Genomic DNA, 22,405 nt, shown 5'->3' with positions numbered 1-22,405 from the left:
GGATAACTTATTAGCGATAATAAGTTATCTAATTGGTTTAACTCCATAGGAGCCAATTGTGAAAGACTTACTAAAGTTTCTAAAAGCACAGACAAAAACAGAAGATTTTGATGCTATCAAGATAGGTCTTGCCTCTCCTGATATGATTCGTTCATGGTCTTTTGGTGAAGTTAAAAAACCTGAAACAATCAACTATCGAACGTTCAAACCTGAGCGTGATGGATTGTTTTGTGCGCGTATTTTTGGACCAGTTAAAGACTATGAATGTTTATGTGGAAAATATAAACGTTTAAAACACCGTGGTGTGATCTGTGAAAAATGTGGCGTTGAAGTAACTCAAGCGAAAGTACGTCGTGAGCGTATGGGGCATATTGAACTTGCATCGCCAACTGCACACATCTGGTTTTTAAAATCATTACCATCTCGTATTGGTTTATTGTTAGATATGCCACTTCGTGATATCGAACGTGTTCTTTATTTTGAATCATTTATGGTTCTTGATGGTGGTATGACCAACTTAGAGCGTGGTCAAATCTTAACAGAAGAGCAATATTTAGATGCGTTAGAAGAGTTTGGTGATGAATTCGATGCTCGCATGGGTGCCGAAGCTATCCAAGAGTTGTTGCGTAATATTGATGTACAAGCGGAATGTGAAGCACTACGTGACGAACTTTCAACAACAAACTCTGAAACAAAACGGAAGAAAATCACTAAACGCATTAAGATTATTGAAGCATTCATTCAATCAGAAAATAAACCTGAATGGATGATCTTAAACGTATTGCCTGTGTTGCCACCAGATTTACGTCCATTAGTACCACTTGATGGCGGACGTTTTGCAACATCAGATTTGAATGATCTTTATCGTCGAGTGATCAACCGTAATAACCGTTTAAAACGTTTATTAGACTTAGCTGCGCCAGATATTATTGTACGTAATGAAAAACGTATGTTACAAGAATCTGTCGACGCATTATTAGATAATGGTCGCCGTGGTCGTGCTATTACCGGTTCAAACAAACGTCCATTAAAATCACTTGCCGATATGATTAAAGGTAAGCAAGGTCGTTTCCGTCAAAACCTATTAGGTAAACGTGTTGACTACTCAGGTCGTTCTGTAATTACAGTGGGACCATACTTGCGTTTACACCAATGTGGTTTACCGAAAAAAATGGCACTTGAGCTTTTCAAACCATTTATCTACGGTAAATTAGAGCGTCGTGGCTATGCAACAACCATCAAAGCTGCGAAGAAAATGGTTGAACGTGAAGATGCGATTGTTTGGGATATCTTAGATGAAGTTATCCGTGAACATCCAGTATTACTAAACCGTGCACCAACACTTCACAGATTGGGTATTCAAGCATTTGAACCTATCTTAATTGAAGGTAAAGCGATTCAGTTACATCCATTAGTTTGTGCGGCATTCAATGCTGACTTCGATGGTGACCAAATGGCGGTTCACGTACCATTAACGTTAGAAGCGCAATTAGAAGCGCGTGCGTTAATGATGTCAACCAACAACATTCTTTCGCCTGCGAGTGGTGAGCCTATTATTGTTCCTTCACAGGACGTGGTATTAGGTCTTTACTATATGACTCGTGATAAAGTCAATGCGAAAGGTGAAGGCATGATTTTAACCGGTCCTAAAGAAGCAGAAAAACTGTATCGTTTAGGTCTTGTTGAGCTACATGCTAAAGTTAAAGTGCGTATCACTGAAAGCCAACGTAATAGTGTTGGTGAGTGGGAAGAAACAACGTCAGTTATTGATACTACTGTTGGACGTGCTATTTTATGGTTGATTATGCCAAAAGGGATGAGTTACTCAGTGATTAACCAACCACTTGGCAAAAAAGCAATTTCACGTATTTTGAATATTTGCTATCGTCAACTCGGTATGAAAGAAACCGTAATTTTGGCTGACCAAGTGATGTATACCGGTTTTGCTTATGCTGCACGTTCTGGTGTTTCAGTTGGTATTGATGATATGGAAATTCCGGCTAAGAAATTACAAATCATCAACGAAGCTGAAATTGAAGTCGCTGAAATTCAAGAGCAATTCCAATCAGGTTTAGTCACAGCAGGTGAACGTTATAATAAAGTTATCGATATCTGGGCAGCAGCCAATGAACGTGTTGCAAAAGCCATGATGGATAACTTATCAACTGAAAAAGTGATTAATCGTGAAGGTAAAGAAGAAGTACAATCTTCTTTCAACAGTATTTATATGATGGCCGACTCAGGTGCGCGGGGTTCTGCAGCACAGATTCGTCAGTTAGCAGGTATGCGTGGTTTGATGGCAAAACCGGACGGCTCTATTATCGAAACACCAATTACAGCAAACTTCCGTGAAGGATTAAACGTACTTCAGTACTTTATTTCTACCCATGGTGCTCGTAAAGGTCTTGCTGATACAGCGTTAAAAACGGCGAACTCTGGTTATTTGACTCGTCGTTTAGTTGATGTTGCACAAGATTTAGTTGTTATTGAAGACGATTGTGGCACATTAGAAGGCGTAGTGATGACACCGGTTATCGAAGGTGGAGATGTTAAAGAGCCACTTCGTGAACGTGTATTAGGTCGTGTAACGGCTGAAGATGTGTTAAAACCAGGCAGTGCCGATATATTGATTCCACGTAACACATTACTTGATGAAAGCTATTGTGATTTACTAGAAGCTGAATCGGTTGATAGTGTTAAAGTTCGTTCTGTTGTTTCGTGTGATACTGATTTTGGTGTTTGTGCGAAATGTTATGGTCGTGACTTAGCACGTGGTCACTTGGTGAATAAAGGTGAAGCAATCGGTGTTATCGCAGCTCAATCAATCGGTGAGCCAGGTACACAGTTAACCATGCGTACGTTCCATATCGGTGGTGCGGCATCAAGAGCGGCAGCAGAATCAAGTGTTCAAGTTAAAAACAAAGGTAGTATTAAATTAACTAATGCTAAATTTGTGACTAACCCAGACAAGAAATTGGTTATTACATCACGTAATGCTGAGTTAACGATTATCGATGATTTAGGTCGAATGAAAGAGACTTACAAAGTTCCTTATGGTTCGATTTTAACAAAAGGTAATGGCGCAGCAGTCGATGCTGGTGAAACAGTTGCTAACTGGGATCCGCATACAATGCCAGTTATCTCTGAAGCGAAAGGCTTTGTTAAATTTGTTGATATGGTTGATGGTCAAACGATTACCCGTCAAACCGACGAATTAACAGGTTTATCATCGATTGTTATTTTAGATGTCGCTGAGCGAACAGGTGTAGGTAAAGATTTACGTCCAGCAATCAAGATTGTTGATGCTAAAGGTAAAGATATCTATGTTGCAGGTACTGAAATGCTTGCACAATACTTCTTACCAGGTAAAGCATTAGTTCAATTAGAAGATGGTGCAGAAATCAATGTGGGTGATACACTTGCACGTATTCCACAAGCCTCTGTAGGGACTAAAGATATTACCGGTGGTTTACCACGCGTAGCTGACTTATTTGAAGCTCGTAAACCGAAAGAATCAGCTATTCTTGCTGAAATTGATGGTATTATTTCGTTTGGTAAAGAGACCAAAGGTAAACGTCGCTTGATCATCACGCCATTAGATGGCAGTGAACCATATGAAGAGATGATTCCTAAATGGCGTCAACTTAACGTATTTGAAGGCGAACAAGTTGGACGTGGTGATGTGATTTCGGATGGTCCTGAATCAGCACATGATATCTTACGTCTACGTGGCGTAAATGCGGTAACACGTTACATTGTTAACGAAGTTCAAGAAGTTTATCGCCTGCAAGGTGTAAAAATCAATGATAAGCACATTGAAGTTATCGTTCGTCAGATGCTGCGTAAAGCAACGGTTATTCATCCGGGTGGTTCTCGTCTACTTGACGGTGAACAACTTGAAGTTTCACGCTTGAAAATTATTAATCGTGAACTTGAAGCACAAGGTAAAGAACCAATTGTTTATTTACACGATCTACTTGGTATTACTAAAGCATCATTAACAACTGAATCGTTTATTTCTGCGGCATCGTTCCAAGAAACGACTCGCGTATTAACCGAAGCAGCAGTTGCTGGTAAAAACGACGAATTACGTGGCTTAAAAGAAAACGTCATTGTTGGTCGATTGATTCCGGCTGGTACTGGTTATGCTTACCATAAAGAGCGTTTACGTAAACGTGCAGTACCATCAAGTGATGATATTCAAACAACAATTTCTGCTGAAGAAGCAACAGCTAACTTAGCTGAGTTACTTAATTCTGCAGAAGAAAACCAATAGTCAGTAGGACGAGTTATTAAAATAGCACGTGATCGCACGTGCTATTTTTTTATCTCAAATGAAATGAAAGGAGTTTTATATGTATATTGTTATGAACCGTTTTAAAATAAAACGAGGTAGTGAAGAGACTTTTATTGACATATGGCGTAATCGTGATAGCCATTTGAAAGAGATGAAAGGATTTAATCGCTTTTACTTTCTACAAGGAAAAACTGAACAGGATTATACTTTATTTTCTTCATTTGCCGAGTGGGAATCAAAGGCTGATTTTGAAGCTTGGGTAAATTCAGATCACTTCAAACATACTCATCGTAATACGAATAATCGACCGAATAATAGTGATATCTATTTTGAACCGGCACAATTAGAATGTTTTGATGTTTTACTAAAATAATAAATTTGATGAAACAAGCAAAAATCTAATATTCCGATTCATCATTAATTCATTAAGGTTATGTGAGCAATAATCCAATAGTGACATAATGAAATTTAATAATAAGTTATGATTATACTTCGCAAAGTTTATAAAAATAGCTATAATACAATCTAACTATTATAAAAATGTTGGTGTGATTAGCGTATATTTATTCAAAAAAAATACAAAACTAATGAAAAATTAAGCTAATCCACATTGAATTACTTTTTTCCTGACTATCTTTTCTTTTTTACTTATAGTGTTCTTTTTAGTTCTGATTCAACTCAAGTTTATGTATTGATGATATTCAGTGCTCATTTCATATATTGAACTATATTTTGATGTCCTTAGTTTAATTGTTATTAGTTTCGATTAGTTGTGTTTTTCTAAGTTACCTATTAATTAGACAATTTTATAAGGGGTTTACGATGAAATCAAAACTTGTGTTACTCATTATTGCGTTACTTATTGTTGCCGGATTCATTTTTTTTAAAAACTACAATAGTATCCAAACTCAAGATGAAAAAGTGGCAGCTTCATGGTCAGAAGTTATTAACCAGTATAAACGTCGAGCAGATTTAGTCCCTAATTTGGTTAATACTGTTAAAGGATACGCGACACACGAGAAAGAGGTGTTTACACAAGTCACTGACGCCCGAGCCAAAGTTGGTTCAATACAATTAAATGCAGATCAACTTACCGATCCTGCTTTATTTTCTAAATTTCAACAAGCACAATCTGAATTGAGTTCTGCATTAAGTCGTTTGATAGCAGTTAGTGAAAATTATCCAGAGCTTAAAGCTAATACATTATATCAAGATTTAATGAGCCAACTTGAAGGTACTGAGAACCGTATTGCTGTTGCTCGAGGACGCTACATTGAAGCAGTGCAAAATTTCAATATTTATATCCGTCAATTACCCACAAAATGGGTAGCAGATGTTTTAGGTGTGAAACCAAAACAACAGTTTAGTGTTGAAAATGAAAAACAGATTTCTAATGCACCTGCAGTTAATTTGGGGTAGTGAATATAATGAAGAGATACTTTCCAGTTAGCTTATTGTTAATATTCAGTTGGTTTTGTTTTGGGCTGACTGAAATTCCACAATTTACCCGGCGGGTGATTGATACGACAAATACACTGACGCCATCACAAATTGATGATTTAGAATCGAGCCTAATTGAATTTGAAAAACCAAGAACTGACGGTGCTCAAATTATCATATTAATGATTGCAAAACTTGAAGATGAAACCATTGAACAATGCGCGACTCGAGTTTTTGCTCAATGGGGAATAGGAAAAAAAGGACAAGATAATGGTATTTTATTATTAATTGCTAAAGACGATAGACGTATGCATATTGAAGTCGGTTATGGGTTAGAGGGAACCATAACCGATTTAATTGCTAGTCATATTATTCGTGAACAATTAACACCGGAATTCAAACAAAATAACTATTATCAAGGTATCAAAAATGCTATATCCGTCTTGAAACAAAAAATAGATAACTCAGAATCCCTAGGTAATGAAAATAGCAATGAATCCGATATTGGTACGCTACTTGCTGGTGAATTTGGTGCTAAATTATTTAATTATGGTTTGGTCTCTTTTTTCATTTGCTTTGTTATCAATAGTATTATTCCGCTAGGATCGTCTAAACGCTCTGCCAGTCGAAATTTGGGTACTGGGCTACTTAATGGATTATCAGTAGGTGGGTTTACCTTATGGAATGGTCATTCTATATCCATTGCTTTTATCTTACTATTCTTGGCGTTTGTCATGAGTACGATTGCGAGTGGATTTTTACGAATAAATGGTAGCAGTGGTTCAGGTGGCGGCGGATTCCGTGGAGGAGGTTTTGGCGGTGGTGGGTTTGGAGGCGGCTCAGGAGGATTTAGCGGTGGCGGAGGTGGTCGTAGTGGTGGTGGTGGCGCTTCTGGTAGCTGGTAAATTGATTAGAAATCGTTTTAATTTGTTTGTCTAAAATTGGCTTATAATTATCAAATAAAAATCTCAAATTTGATGTTTTTATATTATTGAAATAATGGAGTAATAAAAATATCAAGCCAATAATCAACGACTAAAACAAATTATCTTCTACGATCCCATTGACGAAACCTTGATTTAAAGGTAATATGCGCGCCTTACGGCATCGTGTAGTTTTTAGCTACACTGAATAATTTTTTAAGGTAGATGTGCATATTTTATGCAAAATAAATTGCCATTAACGATAGATCCTATTAAAGCTGCACAGAAACGACTTGATTATGTTGGATATTATCCAGCAAAAAGTGCAACAAGGATTGAAAGTCCAAAAAGTGATATCGAGTGCCGCTTATCTTTTGATTATGATGAGCAAAAACTCTGTGTTATCAACATTGATGCGAAGATAACGTTGGAACTGATTTGCCAACGTTGTTTTAAACCTTTTATCACTGAAATTCATGTGATGAATAAATTTAGTCCTGTAAAGAGCGATGCTCAAGCAGAGACACTACCGGAACATTATGAACCTGTTCTGATGAACGAGTTCGGTGAAGTGGATATATTAGCGTTACTTGAGGACGAAATTATTCTCTCGTTACCAATTGCGCCGGTACATGATAGTAAACACTGCGAAGTGTCAGAGGCAGATATGGTATTTGGTGATATTCCAAAAGAGAATGAAAAGCCAAATCCATTTGCAATTTTAGTTAGTTTAAAGAATAAGGGGTAAATCCATGGCTGTTCAACAGAATCGTAAAACTCGTGCAAAACGTGGTATGCGTCGTTCACATGATGCATTAACTGTTGCTAATATCTCAGTTGATGAATCAGGTAAAACACATTTACGTCATCACGTAACCGCTGATGGTTATTATCGTGGTCGTAAAGTGATTTCTAAATAATTACTGCGAATTTAGAAATCCTCAGGTGACATTTTGGATAATCTAACCATCGCGTTAGATGCTATGAGCGGGGACTTCGGTCCTCGTATTGTTGTTCCTGCTGCAATACAAGCATTAAATCGTTATCCAAATCTTTCTATTTTTCTGGTAGGTAATCTAACAGAAATAAGCTCCTTTTTGTCTAAAGAAAACACCAAACTTATTGCACAGTATCAAAATGATGGTCGATTGGTATTGATAGAATCAACCACTGTGATTACGAATGACATGAAACCCTCTTACGCAATTCGTCATAGTCAAGGCTCTTCAATGAGAATCGCATTGGAACTTGTCAAAGATAACTCTGCTCAGGCATGTGTTAGTGCGGGTAATACGGGCGCTTTGATGGGGTTATCTAAACTATTATTACATTCTCTAACCGGTATTGACCGTCCCGCTCTGGTTGCGACTATACCAGCATTAAATAATCATGATACAGTCGTTTTGGATCTTGGCGCTAATGCTGAATGTGATAGTGATATGTTAGTACAATTTGCGATAATGGGTGAGATTCTTGCCAAAACCGTACTTAAGATCGAAACTCCACGAGTTGCATTACTTAACATTGGTGAAGAGGATATTAAAGGATTAGATAAAATTCGTGCAGCAGCGGCAGTTTTAAAATCGAATGAACAAATTAATTATATCGGTTATTTAGAAGGCAATGATCTTTTAACTGGTAAAACCGATGTATTAGTCTGTGATGGATTTGTGGGTAATGTAACATTAAAAACGGTAGAAGGCTTAATCAAAATTTTTATGTCTTCGCTCAAATTATCCTTAAATCATAATTCATTTTTAATGAAATTACTGAGCAAATGGATACAAAGAAAGATTGCAAAAAATTTTTGTTATTTGGATCCTGGGCGATATAATGGAGCCTGTTTACTTGGACTTCAAAGTATTGTGATTAAAAGTCACGGTAGTGCCAATCAAAAATCTTTTTTTGCAGCAATAGAACAAGCTATTTTGGCTATACAAACAAATATACCAGAGAAGATTGCAACCAGTCTTTCTTCCGCACTACCTAAGAGCGAATAATTAGATGTATACAAAGATATTAGGAACAGGAAGTTATCTTCCAAAACAGATACGAACCAACGCAGATCTTGAAAAAATGGTTGATACTAGTGACGAATGGATTACAACTCGCACTGGCATCAAAGAAAGGCGTATTGCCGCTCCAGATGAAACTGTAACAACAATGGCCTATGAAGCGGCAATTAATGCTATTGACATGGCAGGTATCGATAAAAATGATATCGGTTTGATCATTGTTGCAACAGCAACTTCAGTGAATGCTTTTCCAAGTTCTGCAACTGAACTACAAGCTAAACTTGAAATAGGTGATGTTATTGCCTTTGATGTTTCGGCTGCATGTTCAGGATTTGTTTATGCGTTAGATATTGCGGATAAATATGTAAAAAGTGGTGCGATCAAATATGCTTTAGTAGTGGGGTCTGACATGTTAACACGTGGTGTTGATCCGGATGATCGTGGCACTATTATTATTTTTGGTGATGGAGCAGGTGCTGTTGTTGTAGGCGCATCTGAAGAGCCTGGTATTATTGCTTCACATTTACATGCCGATGGACGTTACGGGGATCTATTAAAATATCCTTATGTTGATCGCCGTGATATGAATGAGCCTGTTTATATGACGATGCATGGTAATGAAGTGTTTAAAATAGCAGTTAAAGAACTCTCAAATTTAGTTGATGAGCTTTTAACTGAAAATGCTTTTAATAAAGCCGATTTAGATTGGTTGGTGCCTCACCAAGCAAATTTAAGAATTATTTCAGCGACAGCTAAACGATTAGATATGGATATGAGTAAAGTCATTGTAACGTTGGATAAACAAGGAAATACTTCAGCTGCATCGGTACCTTGTGCATTAGATGCAGGTGTCCGAGATGGACGCATTCAACGTGGCCAATTAATTCTATTAGAGGCATTTGGTGGCGGTTTTGTATGGGGCTCTGCGCTCATTAGATTTTAACTAATCAATTATTTTTATGTGATCAAGGATTTTAAAATGACCAAATTTGCAATGGTATTTCCAGGACAAGGTTCACAAGCGGTAGGTATGCTAAAAGATCTTGCTGATAATTATCCAATTGTGAAATCAACTTTTGATGAAGCTTCACAGGTATTAGGCTATGACTTATGGACACTTGTACAAGATGGTCCAGTAGAAGAATTAAATAAAACTTGGCAAACACAACCTGCGTTACTTGCTGCATCTGTAGCAATTTATCGGGTATGGCAGAGTGTAAATGGTGCACAACCAGATTTTATGGCAGGCCATAGTTTAGGTGAATATTCAGCATTAGTTTGTGCAGGTGTTATTGATTTTAAAGATGCTATCAAATTAGTCGAACTACGCGGACAACTTATGCAAGAAGCCGTACCAACAGGTACAGGCGCAATGTATGCAATCATTGGACTTGATAATGAATCAATTCGTAAAGCATGTGAACAAGCCGCTCAAGGTCAAATTGTTGCACCTGTTAATTTCAACTCACCGGGTCAAGTTGTTATTGCTGGTAATAAAGAAGCGGTTGAACGTGCTGGTGCTTTATGTAAAGAAGCAGGTGCTAAACGCGCATTACCTCTTGCCGTGAGTGTTCCTTCACATTGTGCATTGATGAAACCGGCAGCAGATAAATTAGCAATAGCATTAGAAAACATTACTTTTAATAGGCCAAAATTTGCAGTAATTAATAATGTCGATGTTAAAGTTGAATCATCTGCAGATCAAATTAAAGCAGCGCTTATTGCTCAGCTTTATAGTCCTGTTCGATGGACTGAAACAGTTGAAGAAATGGCAAAACAAGGTATAACCCTTTTAGTTGAAATGGGACCAGGTAAAGTATTAACAGGATTGACTAAACGTATTGTTGATTCATTGTCTGCTTGTGCAGTCAATGATAAAGCTTCATTAGAAGTTGCGTTAGAAAATACTAAATAAAAATTTAAAAGAGGTAGTTATGAACCTATCAGGAAAAATTGCTTTAGTTACAGGTGCCAGCCGCGGAATAGGTAAAGCGATTGCAGAAAAATTAGTTGCATGTGGTGCAACAGTTATTGGTACAGCAACAACGGAAAAAGGTGCTGAAGCAATAAGCCAATATTTAGGCTCACACGGTAAAGGTTATGCTTTGAATGTGACAGATGAAGCATCAATTGAATCGGTTATTGGTGCAATTAAAACGGAATTTGGTGATATTGATATTTTGGTTAATAATGCAGGTATTACCCGTGATAATTTATTAATGAGAATGAAAGAAGATGAATGGCAAGATATTTTGAATACCAATTTAACTTCTGTGTTTCGTCTCTCAAAAGCCTTAATGCGAACTATGATGAAAAAGCGTTATGGCAGAATTATTACTATCGGTTCAGTTGTGGGAACGATGGGTAACGCCGGTCAAGCGAATTATGCGGCAGCAAAAGCAGGTTTAATTGGTTTTAGTAAATCATTAGCTCGTGAAGTCGCATCACGAGGAATTACAGTCAATGTTGTTGCGCCAGGCTTTATCGCAACAGATATGACAGAAGCACTTACTGATGAACAGAAAGCGTTAACATTAGCACAAGTCCCTACAGGGCGTTTAGGTGAACCCGCTGAAATTGCAAGTGCTGTGGCATTTTTGGCATCTGATGAAGCTTCTTACATCACGGGTGAAACTTTGCATGTCAATGGTGGCATGTATATGGTGTAATTGATTGGAATAGTGTAAAATAAGTTAATATTTTGACGATTCGAACAAAAATTAAGCAATTGGGTTGAAAAATGATTTGCATCTTTTTCAACATTTTATAAACTTACATTCACCGCCACTTTCGGCGATTTTTATAGGAAAAAAAAGAGTATGAGCACTATTGAAGAGCGAGTTAAAAGTATTATTGTTGAGCAACTTGGTGTGAAAGAAGACGAAGTAAAAAATGAATCTTCTTTTGTAGAAGATCTTGGCGCTGACTCTCTTGATACTGTTGAACTAGTTATGGCTTTAGAAGAAGAATTCGATACAGAAATTCCTGACGAAGAAGCTGAAAAAATCACAACTGTTCAATCAGCAATTGATTATATTACTGCAAATCAATAATTTTAGCTGAGTTTTCATAATAGGCGGTCAACTGATCGCCTAGTTTATATTTATGTCTTTAACTTGTTGAAGTATATCAACTTGATGTTTATTATTAGAAAACTCAAAGTAAAAATTTCATTGATTCAAATTTCATCTCAATCCTTTTCTGGAGGACAATGTGTCTAAACGCAGAGTTGTTGTTACTGGAATGGGCATGATATCTCCAGTTGGTAATACAGTTGAATCCACATGGCAAGCTTTATTAGCAGGTCAAAGTGGTGTTGAACTCATCGAACATTTTGATACAGCCCCTTTTGCAACGCGCTTCGCAGCGATGGTTAAAAACTTTAATGGCGAAGATTATAATATTTCACGTAAAGATGCACGTAAAATGGATTATTTTATCCAATATGGCATAGCCGCTGGTATTCAAGCAATGCAAGATGCTAGCATCGAAATTACGGAAGAAAATTCAGAACGTATTGGCTGCGCTATTGGTTCAGGTATTGGTGGACTTGGATTAATTGAGGAAAATCACAGTGCGCTAATTAATGGCGGACCACGTAAAATTAGCCCATTTTTTGTTCCATCAACCATCGTTAATATGATTGCTGGTCATTTATCCATTATTTATGGATTAAAAGGACCGAGTATTACTATAGCTACCGCTTGTTCTTCTGGCGTTCATAATATCGGACATGCAGCAAGAATGATTGCTTATGGTGATGCAGACGGCATGCTTGCCGGTGGTGGCGAAAAAGCGAGTACACCGCTTGGTATTGGTGGTTTTGGTGCAGCACGTGCATTATCAACCAATAATGACAATCCTAAAGCGGCGAGTCGACCTTGGGATAAAGACCGTGATGGTTTTGTACTTGGCGACGGTGCAGGAATCATGTTTTTAGAAGAGTATGAGCATGCTAAAAAACGTGGTGCTAAAATTTATGCTGAAGTTGTCGGTTTTGGAATGAGCGGCGATGCTTACCATATGACTTCACCACCAGAAGATGGTAGTGGTGCAGCTTTAGCGATGAAATGTGCAATTCGTGATGCAGGTATTACACCTAATCAAGTTGGTTACATCAATGCGCATGGGACATCGACTCCTGCAGGTGATAAAGCTGAAACTCAAGCAGTAAAAAGTATTTTTAAAGAAAATTCAAGCAAAGTTATGGTCAGTTCAACAAAATCAATGATTGGTCATTTACTCGGTGCAGCTGGTGCTGTTGAATCAATCTTTACTGTACTTGCATTACGTGATCAAGCTGTACCGCCAACAATTAATTTAGATAATCCTGATGAAGGATGTGATCTCGATTATGTTCCTCATACAGCTCGTCAAGTTAAGAATTTAGAGTATGCACTGTGTAACTCGTTTGGTTTCGGTGGAACGAATGGTTCAGTGTTATTCAAAAAAATCTAATTTCTTATTCTGAAATTATTCGTCGGTAATTTTTATTATCGACGAAAGCCTTCCTGAAAATTATTTTGGTGTGTTATATCTTATCGACAAAGAGAAAAAGAATATTTATATAGCTTGTGATATAATCTGATATAAATTTTAAAGCATTATCATTACTGGAAATTATGGCAGAACCTCAATTTATTCATCTCCATTTGCATAGCGATTTTTCTATGGTTGACGGAATTGCGAAAGTAGGCACATTAGTAAATGAGGTGAGCAAGTTACAGATGCCAGCCTTTGCGATTACCGATTTTACTAATTTATGTGGTCTTGTAAAATTTTATGGCACAGCAATGTCAAAAGGCATCAAACCTATCATTGGTGCTGATCTTGCTATAAAAAATCCACAAATGCCAGATGATATTTTTCGGTTAACTTTACTTGCAGCCAATAATGATGGATATAAAAATCTTACCTTACTGATTTCCAAAGCTTATGAAAGAGGTTACATCGGTGATATTCCGGTTGTTGATCAAGAATGGTTAACAGAGTATCGATCTGGATTAATTGTTTTAGCAGGTCGTGAAAGTGATATTGGTATCGGAATCATTCGCAATAATCAATCAATTATTGATAATGCTATTCAATTTTATTGTGAAAACTTTCCAGATCATTTTTACTTTGAATTAGTACGTACCAAACGTGTTAATGAAGAACTATTTATTCATAGTGCGGTTAAACTTGCAGAACAATATGCATTACCTGTTGTGGCAACTAATGATGTAAGATTTTTGGTTCCTTCTGATTTTGAAGCTCACGAAATTCGGGTTGCTATTCACGATGGTAATACCCTTGAAGATCCTAATAGACCCAAACACTACTCAGCTGAACAATATTTACGTTCAGAACAAGAAATGTGCGAACTGTTTTCTGACATTCCAGAAGCATTAGAAAATAGTGTTGAAATAGCCAAACGTTGTAATGTGTCGATTCGATTAGGGGAGTATTTTTTACCTAAGTTCCCAACAGGGAATATGTCTACAGAAGATTTTTTAGTTCACAAATCACGTGAAGGTTTGGAAGAAAGATTAGAACTTTTATTTCCTGATCCTAACGTTAGACAACAAAAACGACCAGAATATGATGAACGTTTAGAAACCGAATTAAACGTAATCAACCAAATGGGGTTTCCTGGCTATTTCCTGATCGTTATGGAATTTATTCAATGGTCTAAAGATAATGATATTCCTGTCGGTCCGGGTCGTGGTTCAGGGGCTGGTTCTCTTGTTGCTTATGCACTGAAAATAACGGATTTGGATCCGTTAGCCTTTGACTTACTTTTTGAACGTTTTTTAAATCCTGAACGGGTATCAATGCCAGATTTTGATGTTGATTTCTGTATGGAAAAACGTGATTTAGTGATTGATCATGTTGCTGACATGTACGGTCGAGATGCAGTTTCACAAATTATTACATTTGGTACAATGGCTGCTAAAGCCGTTATACGCGATGTGGGACGAGTGCTGGGACACCCTTATGGATTTGTTGATCGTATCGCAAAGCTCATACCTCTTGACCCCGGAATGACCCTTGCAAAAGCGTTTGAACTCGAGCCTCAATTGCAAGAAATTTATGACAATAATGAAGATGTAAAATCATTAATTGATATTGCCAGACAATTAGAAGGGGTGACTCGAAACGCTGGTAAACACGCCGGTGGAGTCGTGATTTCACCAACTAAAATTACAGATTTTTCGCCTATCTATTGTGATTCTGAAGGTCATCATCCCGTTACACAATTTGATAAAAATGATGTTGAATATGCAGGATTGGTCAAATTCGACTTTTTAGGATTACGTACGTTAACCATTATTGATTGGGCAATCAAAATGATTAATGAGCGTCAGGCAAGAGAAGGTCTGGAAGCGGTTGATATTACACGCATTCCGCTTGATGATCAGAAATCGTTTGATTTACTATTAAATGCAGAAACGACTGCTGTTTTCCAGCTTGAATCGCGTGGTATGAAAGATCTCATAAGACGTTTAAAGCCCGACTGCTTTGAAGATATGATTGCATTAGTCGCATTATTCCGACCAGGGCCTCTACAATCAGGAATGGTGGATAATTTTATCGATCGTAAACATGGTCGTGAAGAGGTGTCTTATCCCGATATTAATCATCAGCACGAATCCTTGAAGCCTATATTAGAACCAACTTATGGCATTATTCTCTATCAAGAACAGGTCATGCAAATAGCACAAACGTTATCTGGTTATACCTTAGGTGGTGCGGATTTATTACGTCGAGCTATGGGTAAGAAAAAGCCAGAAGAAATGGCTAAGCAACGTTCTGTATTTAAAGAAGGCGCTGAAAAGCAAGGCGTTGATGGAGAACTGGCTATGCGGATTTTTGATTTAGTTGAAAAATTCGCAGGTTATGGTTTTAACAAATCGCATTCGGCTGCTTATGCACTTGTTTCTTATCAAACTCTCTGGCTAAAAACACACTATCCTGCAGAGTTTATGGCGGCAGTTATGACGGCTGATATGGACAATACCGATAAAATCGTTGGTCTGGTCGATGAATGCCTACGTATGGGACTCAAAATTAATCCGCCCGATATTAACAGTGGGTTGTATCATTTTCATGTGAATGAAAAAGGTGAAATTGTTTACGGTATTGGTGCAATAAAAGGTGTGGGCGAAGGTCCGATTGAGGCGATAGTTGAAGCGCGCAATAGTGGTGGATATTTCAAAAATATTTTTGAATTATGTGCGCGAACAGATATGAAAAAAATTAACCGTCGTGTTTTAGAAAAACTCACCATGGCTGGCGCTTTTGATAAATTAGGTCCACATCGAGCAGCGATTTTAAATAGTATTAACGACGCTATGCAAGCGGCGGATCAATATGCTAAAGCACAAGATATTGGTCAAGAAGATATGTTTGGTGTATTAGCTGAAGAACCAGAACAAGTTGAACATGCTTATGCAGCTGTTCCAGAATTGCCAGAACAAGTTTTACTTGATGGTGAACGTGATACTTTAGGGCTTTATTTAACGGGGCATCCGGTTACACAATACCTGAAGGAGCTAAATCGTTATGCTGGAGGTTTACGGATAAGTGAAGCTTCTCCAACGGGTTGGGGAAAAATGGCCACTTTTGCTGGTATTGTTGTTGATGCTAGAGTTCGCATTACTAAAAAAGGGAACAAAATCGGTTTATTTACGTTGGATGATCGCTCAGGTCGTATTGACGGTATGCTTTTTACTGATGCACTGGAAAAATTTGAGCATTTATTGGTTAAAGATAAAATTTTGATAGTCACAGGTCAAGTCAGTCATGATGATTTTAATGGTGGATTCAAAATGACGGTACGTGATATGGTTGACTTGAAGGATGCCCGAGCGAAGTATGTTAAAGGTTTGGCGGTGACATTAACTGACAGTGAAGCTGATAGAGCAATGTTGCAGCGTCTACAACAACTATTTGAACCCTATCGACATGGTAGTGTACCTGTAAATCTTTACTATCATAGGGATGACTCGATCGTTAGAATACAATTCGGTACAACTTGGCGAGTTATTCCTGAGGATGCTTTGATTGTAGAGCTTAAAACCTTGCTAGGTAATGATCGTATTGAATTTGAATTTTAGTAAATTAGTATAAAATTATTCCTATTAAGTAAAATAAAGGAATATAGCAAATCTACATTTAAGGATAAAAATAAGTTGTTCTTTTTTATATCCCAGTCGATAACTGATAAATGTAGATGACTTTAATTAGTATTACATAGTAAAATTGACTTAATTTTATTTTAAGAATTAGTCTTTATACTATATTAAATAATGTATTTATTACAAATACAAAATAAATTAAGAGGCAATCATAAGCGTTATGAACAATTTTTTGGAATTTGAAAAGCCGATAGCGGAATTAGAAGCAAAAATTAATTCCTTAAAGAATATTGATTCACAACAAGTTGAATTAGATATCAATTTAGACAAAGAGATTAAACAACTAAATAAAAAAAGTCGAGAGTTAACAAAAAAAATATTTGCAAATTTATCTCCATGGGAAATCGCACAATTAGCCAGACATCCAAATAGACCCTATACACTTGATTATATCAAAGAAATTTTTACTGATTTTGATGAGTTAGCAGGTGATCGTGCTTATGCTGATGATAAAGCAATCGTCGGTGGTATTGCTCGTATTGATGATCGACCAGTTATGGTAATTGGTCATCAAAAAGGTCGTGAAACAAAACAGAAAATATATCGTAACTTTGGTATGCCTGCACCTGAAGGTTATCGAAAAGCATTACGTTTAATGCAATTAGCTGAACGTTTTAAATTACCTATTATTACTTTTATTGATACGCCGGGAGCATATCCTGGTATTGGTGCCGAAGAGCGAGGACAAGCTGAAGCAATAGCTAGAAATTTACGCGAAATGTCTCGTCTTAACGTTCCAACTATTTGTACTGTTATTGGTGAAGGCGGTTCTGGTGGAGCACTCGCGATTGGTGTTGCTGATAAAGTGAACATGTTGCAGTACAGTACTTATTCGGTTATTTCTCCTGAAGGGTGTGCATCTATTTTGTGGAAAAGTGCTGATAAAGCTCCTGTTGCTGCTGAAGCAATGAATATGACAGCTGATAAATTACTTAAATTAGATCTAATTGATTCAATAATTCCTGAACCACTAGGTGGTGCTCATCGTGATTATTTTGCGGTATCCGATTCTTTGAAAAAACAGTTAATTAATGATCTTAATGAACTTGAAGAAATGGATTTATCCGTACTGCTTGAAAGAAGATTTCAACGCCTTATGAACTATGGTTATGCAAGATAGCCTTATTGGAATACTATTATTATGGAAAAAAAGACGGGTTTAAAACGTATAATTAATGCAACAAAGTACTCTTTTAAAGGGTTTAAATCAGCGATCAAATATGAAACCGCATTTCGTCAAGAATTATTGTTGTTGATTGTGGCTTATATTGTGGTCATGCTAATTGATTTCACGATATATGAACGTATTTTATTATTAGGTTCTATTGGTGTTGTGATGATTGTTGAGCTTATCAACAGTGCCATTGAATGTGTGGTAGATAGAATCGGTAGTGAAAGACACGAGTTATCGGGTCGTGCTAAGGATTATGGATCTGCAGCCGTGTTTTTATCGTTATTATTAACGGTAATTTTATGGATTTACTTATTTTCTTGCCACTTTTTTCCCTAAATTCTTTCTAACTCATTGACAATTTGAATGATAATAGTGCGAGTGAAATACTCGCATTTCATTCTTTTTTATTCCGATACTAGCTCTTTAATGGTGAAGTTGCCTGTTTTTTCTGTATCCAGCTTCTCTTTTAACCATGGCATAATCGATTGCATTTGCTCATGTAGCTTCCAAGGCGGATTAATTACAATCATACCGGATGCTGTCATTCCTTTCTGATTATTGTCAGGTTTTAGAGCGAGCTCAAACTGTGAAATTCGCTTAATTCCTAAATTTACAATTCCATCAATCATCCTTTGGGTCTGTGTTCGTGATACGACAGGATACCAGATAAGATAAACACCAGTCGCAAAACGTTTATACGCTTCATTTATCGCCGTTGGAATTTTTTGATAATCATCTTTGATCTCATATGAAGGATCAATTAATATCAGTCCTCGGCGTGATTCGGGAGGTAATTTTGATTTTAATTGTGCAAAGCCATCTTCACGTAATACTCTTGCGCGTTTATCCTTATTAAATTCCTGCCTTAACAAAGGATAGTCGGTTGGATGTAATTCGGTAAGATTAAGTTTATCTTGTTCCCGAAGTAGCTGTTTAGCAATGAGCGGTGAACCAGGATAATACTTTAAAGTATCAAATGGATTGTAGCGCTTAAGAATTGATAGATAAGTATCAAGTTGTTTTGGAAGATCCGGTTGTTGCCATAATAAATTAATCCCAGATAAATATTCTCCCGTTTTCTCAGCATGTTCACTTTTTAATAAATATCGCCCCGCACCACTGTGAGTATCCAGATATAAAAAAGGTTTTTCTTTTTCCTTTAACGATTCAATACATAGTGTTAATACAATATGTTTTAAAACATCTGCATGATTACCTGCATGGTAGCTATGACGATAACTTAACATTAAAAATTTAGCCTCATTTGTTTATTATTTTGCATGTGAAATAGATAAAGCTTAATAAAGTAGGCAAGTCATTTTCATTAATTTTCAATTAAAGTTGAATACTGATGTTATCATCAGAAATTGATAGCCATATAAACTATATTTTGCGATATCGGTGTAACCTAAATATAAGGAGAATGAGTATTATAAGTCAGAAAGGGATTTTTTCAACTTTGTAGCCTTAAAGTGTATATGGCAAGAGATTATAGGTAACGTGTGCTCGTCATCTCACATTTAGGACAACATTTTTTGTTTAAGTTGTGTACCACATTTGCGACATAAATAATTTATATTATTGTGCTGAACTTTATTGTGTCTAATCTTTGTTAATTGATGCTCCTGACACTCACAATAGTATAAAAAAAAGTCTCGTTTAACATCGAAATTATGAGTTGTTTTAGGCATTTTACCTAGGATATTTGACATAACATATTGCCATTCTTTGCCATGAGGCTTTACGTTGCCAAATTTTTTAAAAACAATTAGGTGCGCTAACTCATGGGGCACAACTTCTTCAATAAATACTTGTCCATTGTCGGCAAGCATTATTGAATTCAATTGGATTTCCCAACGCATTAGAAAAGCACTTCCTGCCACACTTCCTTTAGGTTTATAAATTATTTTAGGTTCGGTAAATTGCATATTTAGCAATTGATTAGCTTGCGCTAAGTATTTTCTTAGGCAAGCTATAACTTGGTTGTGCAAATTTATGGGGATACGTTTAAAGTCCTGCTGCATCTCGTAATTGAGCCGCTTTATCTGTTTGTTCCCAAGGAAAAATATCTCGTCCAAAGTGACCATAACTTGCTGTTTTTTGATAAATTGGTTGAATTAAATTTAGCATTTTAATCAGTCCATAAGGTCTTAAATCAAAAAATTCCTTAATTAATGCAACAATTTTATCATGCGCAATTTTTTCCGTGCCAAATGTATTAACATAAATTGAAGTCGGATTAGCAATACCAATTGCATAAGATAGTTGTAATTCACATCTATCAGCTAATCCAGCAGCAACAATATTTTTTGCAACATAACGAGCAGCATAAGCAGCCGAACGGTCAACTTTTGATGGATCTTTACCAGAAAAAGCCCCACCACCATGACGAGCTGCTCCACCATAAGTATCCACAATTATTTTACGTCCGGTTAACCCACAATCCCCCATAGGTCCGCCAATAACAAAACGCCCAGTTGGATTGATGAAATATTTAGTTCGGGAAGTTAACCACTCAGCTGGTAAGGTTGGTTTGATGATCTCCTCCATTACCGCTTCATGTAATGCATTTTGTTCAATATCTTCTGCATGTTGAGTGGATAAAACAATCGTATCAACACCTTTAATTATGCCATTTTCATAAATTAATGTTACTTGGCTTTTGGCATCAGGTCTTAACCATGGAAGTATTCCTTTCTTTCTAACTTCAGCTTGGCGATGCATAAGCTCATGAGCATAACTGATTGCTGCTGGCATAAAGTTTGGCATTTCATTGGTTGCGTAGCCAAACATTATCCCCTGATCACCTGCTCCTTGCTGTAAAGGGTCTTCACGATCTACACCTTGGTTAATATCGGGTGATTGTTTTCCAATTGCATTTAAAACAGCACAAGAATTAGCATCAAATCCCATTTCTGAACTGGTATATCCAATATCACTAATTGTTTTTCGGGTTAACTCTTCTATATCTACCCATGCTGAGGTTGTAATCTCGCCACCAACAAGTGCCATACCTGTTTTTACATAGGTTTCACATGCAACACGAGCTTTAGGATCTTGCTTTAAAATAGCATCAAGTACCGCATCTGAGATTTGATCGGCAATTTTATCTGGATGACCTTCTGAAACTGATTCAGAAGTGAATAGAAATTCTGACATTCAATACCTTCTTAAATTTATTCGTACGAATAACATATAAATTCAAAATAGCGTTCATTTTAGCAGTTTTACCATCTAGACGTCTAGTTAAAAAATTTTTCTAATAGTGTCTTTTCTTCAATGACAGGTAATAAAATAACTTGCATTAATTTTTAATCAATTTACGATAGTTTGCGTTTTTACCTATCAATTAGCTAAACATCTACAGAAATATGAAAATAAAAAATACAACTCCTACAGTGCTAGTATTTGATTCCGGTATTGGTGGATTATCGGTATATGACGCCATTTACAAGAAGATGCCTAATCTACATTACATTTATGCATTTGATAATGAAATGTTTCCTTACGGCGATAAGTCATCCGAATTTCTTATTGATAGGGTCACGTCAATTATTGGACATATTTCGAAACATTATTTAATTGACATAGCTGTTATTGCATGTAATACAGCAAGTACTATCTGTTTACCGAGTTTAAGATCCAAATTTTCTTTTCCTATTGTAGGTGTTGTTCCTGCTATTAAACCAGCTTGCCAAATTACCCAAAACAAATGTATCGGACTGCTGGCAACAAAGGCAACCATTGAACGCGCTTATACAACAAATCTCATTCAAGAATTTGCAAAGGACTGTACAGTTAAACTACTTGGCTTATCTGAGCTTGCATTTATTGCAGAAAATAAATTGCAAGGTGTTACTGTCGATATAAATCAATTACAAACTTTACTTGCGCCGTGGCTTTCTGAACCTGTTATACCAGATACTATTGTATTAGGTTGTACTCACTATCCATTTATCAAAGAAGAGTTACAAGTAATTTTTCCTAATGCGACATTTATTGATTCAGGAAATGCTATTGCTACTCGTGTCTATAATTTACTCAACGAACAATTTGATTTAAATGCAGAAAACAAGAGTGCTAAGGAAAATATTGTAATGAGTACCAACTATAACCAATATGTTGAAAAATTAACTGACAAATTAACTAAATATAAACTTAATAAATATCAATATATTAATATTTAGCGTGTTTAAACCTTACTCGAACGGAGCAAAGATCTGCTTTTTTTGCTTGTAAAAAAAAATGAAGTGCCTATAATGCGCATCCACTGACACGGCGTCAGCGAAAGCAGGCGGCAAAAGAGGTTAGTGAGCAGGATCAAAAATTTTGAAAAAAGATCTTGACGAATAAAAAGGTGTAGCGTAGTATACGCA

General features: G+C 36.6%; 19 protein-coding genes. 16 read left to right on the top strand and 3 right to left on the bottom strand.

Going from position 1 to position 22,405, the window contains the following annotated elements:
- The first annotated feature begins 58 nt into the window (after positions 1 to 58).
- From rpoC to ACGH6R_RS08915, 15 genes are all read left to right on the top strand, one after another.
- Entirely contained in the window at positions 59 to 4,276 is a 4,218-nt protein-coding gene (gene rpoC / locus ACGH6R_RS08985; protein ID WP_294825694.1) for a DNA-directed RNA polymerase subunit beta', read from the top strand.
- A 79-nt stretch (positions 4,277 to 4,355) separates the two neighbouring features.
- The gene (locus ACGH6R_RS08980; RefSeq protein ID WP_065559744.1) at positions 4,356 to 4,670 is read left to right on the top strand and encodes an antibiotic biosynthesis monooxygenase family protein; all 315 of its coding nucleotides are present in this window, start codon (positions 4,356 to 4,358) and stop codon (positions 4,668 to 4,670) included.
- 449 nt (positions 4,671 to 5,119) lie between these two features.
- Positions 5,120 to 5,716 (top strand): LemA family protein, encoded by a 597-nt coding sequence (locus ACGH6R_RS08975; protein WP_411599517.1) that lies wholly within the window; start codon positions 5,120 to 5,122, stop codon positions 5,714 to 5,716.
- A gap of 8 nt (positions 5,717 to 5,724) precedes the next feature.
- Positions 5,725 to 6,642, top strand: coding sequence for a TPM domain-containing protein (locus ACGH6R_RS08970; RefSeq protein ID WP_411599516.1), 918 nt, complete (start codon positions 5,725 to 5,727; stop codon positions 6,640 to 6,642).
- 256 nt (positions 6,643 to 6,898) lie between these two features.
- Positions 6,899 to 7,408 (top strand): 23S rRNA accumulation protein YceD, encoded by a 510-nt coding sequence (yceD, locus tag ACGH6R_RS08965; RefSeq protein ID WP_267352151.1) that lies wholly within the window; start codon positions 6,899 to 6,901, stop codon positions 7,406 to 7,408.
- Between the two features lie 4 nt (positions 7,409 to 7,412).
- On the top strand, positions 7,413 to 7,580 hold the full coding sequence (gene rpmF, locus ACGH6R_RS08960) for a 50S ribosomal protein L32 (protein ID WP_025316508.1): 168 nt from the start codon (positions 7,413 to 7,415) through the stop codon (positions 7,578 to 7,580).
- A gap of 33 nt (positions 7,581 to 7,613) precedes the next feature.
- Entirely contained in the window at positions 7,614 to 8,660 is a 1,047-nt protein-coding gene (gene plsX, locus ACGH6R_RS08955) for a phosphate acyltransferase PlsX (protein ID WP_267352152.1), read from the top strand.
- A gap of 4 nt (positions 8,661 to 8,664) precedes the next feature.
- On the top strand, positions 8,665 to 9,618 hold the full coding sequence (locus tag ACGH6R_RS08950; RefSeq protein ID WP_411599514.1) for a beta-ketoacyl-ACP synthase III: 954 nt from the start codon (positions 8,665 to 8,667) through the stop codon (positions 9,616 to 9,618).
- A gap of 36 nt (positions 9,619 to 9,654) precedes the next feature.
- Positions 9,655 to 10,590, top strand: coding sequence for an ACP S-malonyltransferase (gene fabD / locus ACGH6R_RS08945; protein ID WP_411599512.1), 936 nt, complete (start codon positions 9,655 to 9,657; stop codon positions 10,588 to 10,590).
- A 19-nt stretch (positions 10,591 to 10,609) separates the two neighbouring features.
- Positions 10,610 to 11,344 (top strand): 3-oxoacyl-ACP reductase FabG, encoded by a 735-nt coding sequence (gene fabG / locus ACGH6R_RS08940; RefSeq protein WP_411599510.1) that lies wholly within the window; start codon positions 10,610 to 10,612, stop codon positions 11,342 to 11,344.
- 150 nt (positions 11,345 to 11,494) lie between these two features.
- A complete protein-coding gene (gene acpP / locus ACGH6R_RS08935; protein ID WP_065559736.1) occupies positions 11,495 to 11,728 on the top strand; it encodes an acyl carrier protein in 234 nt (77 codons plus the stop codon).
- Between the two features lie 160 nt (positions 11,729 to 11,888).
- The gene (gene fabF, locus ACGH6R_RS08930) at positions 11,889 to 13,133 is read left to right on the top strand and encodes a beta-ketoacyl-ACP synthase II (RefSeq protein WP_411599508.1); all 1,245 of its coding nucleotides are present in this window, start codon (positions 11,889 to 11,891) and stop codon (positions 13,131 to 13,133) included.
- A 164-nt stretch (positions 13,134 to 13,297) separates the two neighbouring features.
- Positions 13,298 to 16,774: a DNA polymerase III subunit alpha gene (gene dnaE / locus ACGH6R_RS08925; RefSeq protein WP_267360807.1), complete on the top strand. Its 3,477-nt coding sequence runs from the start codon at positions 13,298 to 13,300 to the stop codon at positions 16,772 to 16,774.
- Positions 16,775 to 17,015: 241 nt separating this feature from the next.
- Entirely contained in the window at positions 17,016 to 17,975 is a 960-nt protein-coding gene (accA, locus tag ACGH6R_RS08920) for an acetyl-CoA carboxylase carboxyl transferase subunit alpha (protein ID WP_267352158.1), read from the top strand.
- 21 nt (positions 17,976 to 17,996) lie between these two features.
- A complete protein-coding gene (locus ACGH6R_RS08915; RefSeq protein ID WP_065559732.1) occupies positions 17,997 to 18,365 on the top strand; it encodes a diacylglycerol kinase in 369 nt (122 codons plus the stop codon).
- Positions 18,366 to 18,433: 68 nt separating this feature from the next.
- Here ACGH6R_RS08915 and ACGH6R_RS08910 read toward each other — a convergent pair whose 3' ends face one another.
- The 3 genes from ACGH6R_RS08910 to metK form a co-directional block, all read right to left on the bottom strand.
- On the bottom strand, positions 18,434 to 19,276 hold the full coding sequence (locus ACGH6R_RS08910) for a 23S rRNA (adenine(2030)-N(6))-methyltransferase RlmJ (RefSeq protein ID WP_411597372.1): 843 nt from the start codon (positions 19,274 to 19,276) through the stop codon (positions 18,434 to 18,436).
- Between the two features lie 273 nt (positions 19,277 to 19,549).
- The gene (locus tag ACGH6R_RS08905) at positions 19,550 to 20,053 is read right to left on the bottom strand and encodes a SprT family zinc-dependent metalloprotease (protein ID WP_411599506.1); all 504 of its coding nucleotides are present in this window, start codon (positions 20,051 to 20,053) and stop codon (positions 19,550 to 19,552) included.
- Positions 20,037 to 21,188 carry a methionine adenosyltransferase gene (gene metK, locus ACGH6R_RS08900; RefSeq protein ID WP_267352161.1) on the bottom strand — a complete coding sequence of 384 codons (1,152 nt, stop codon included), beginning with the start codon at positions 21,186 to 21,188 and terminating at the stop codon, positions 20,037 to 20,039. The genes ACGH6R_RS08905 and metK overlap by 17 nt, the downstream gene beginning before the upstream one ends.
- A gap of 212 nt (positions 21,189 to 21,400) precedes the next feature.
- On the opposite strand from metK, the gene murI reads away from it, so the two are divergent.
- The gene (gene murI, locus ACGH6R_RS08895) at positions 21,401 to 22,216 is read left to right on the top strand and encodes a glutamate racemase (RefSeq protein WP_411599505.1); all 816 of its coding nucleotides are present in this window, start codon (positions 21,401 to 21,403) and stop codon (positions 22,214 to 22,216) included.
- Positions 22,217 to 22,405: the final 189 nt, after the last annotated feature.

This window comes from Gilliamella sp. CG13, assembly GCF_046635805.1.
In the GTDB taxonomy this organism is placed as follows: domain Bacteria; phylum Pseudomonadota; class Gammaproteobacteria; order Enterobacterales; family Orbaceae; genus Gilliamella; species Gilliamella apicola_I.
This window is presented reverse-complemented; position numbering and strand designations above follow the sequence as displayed.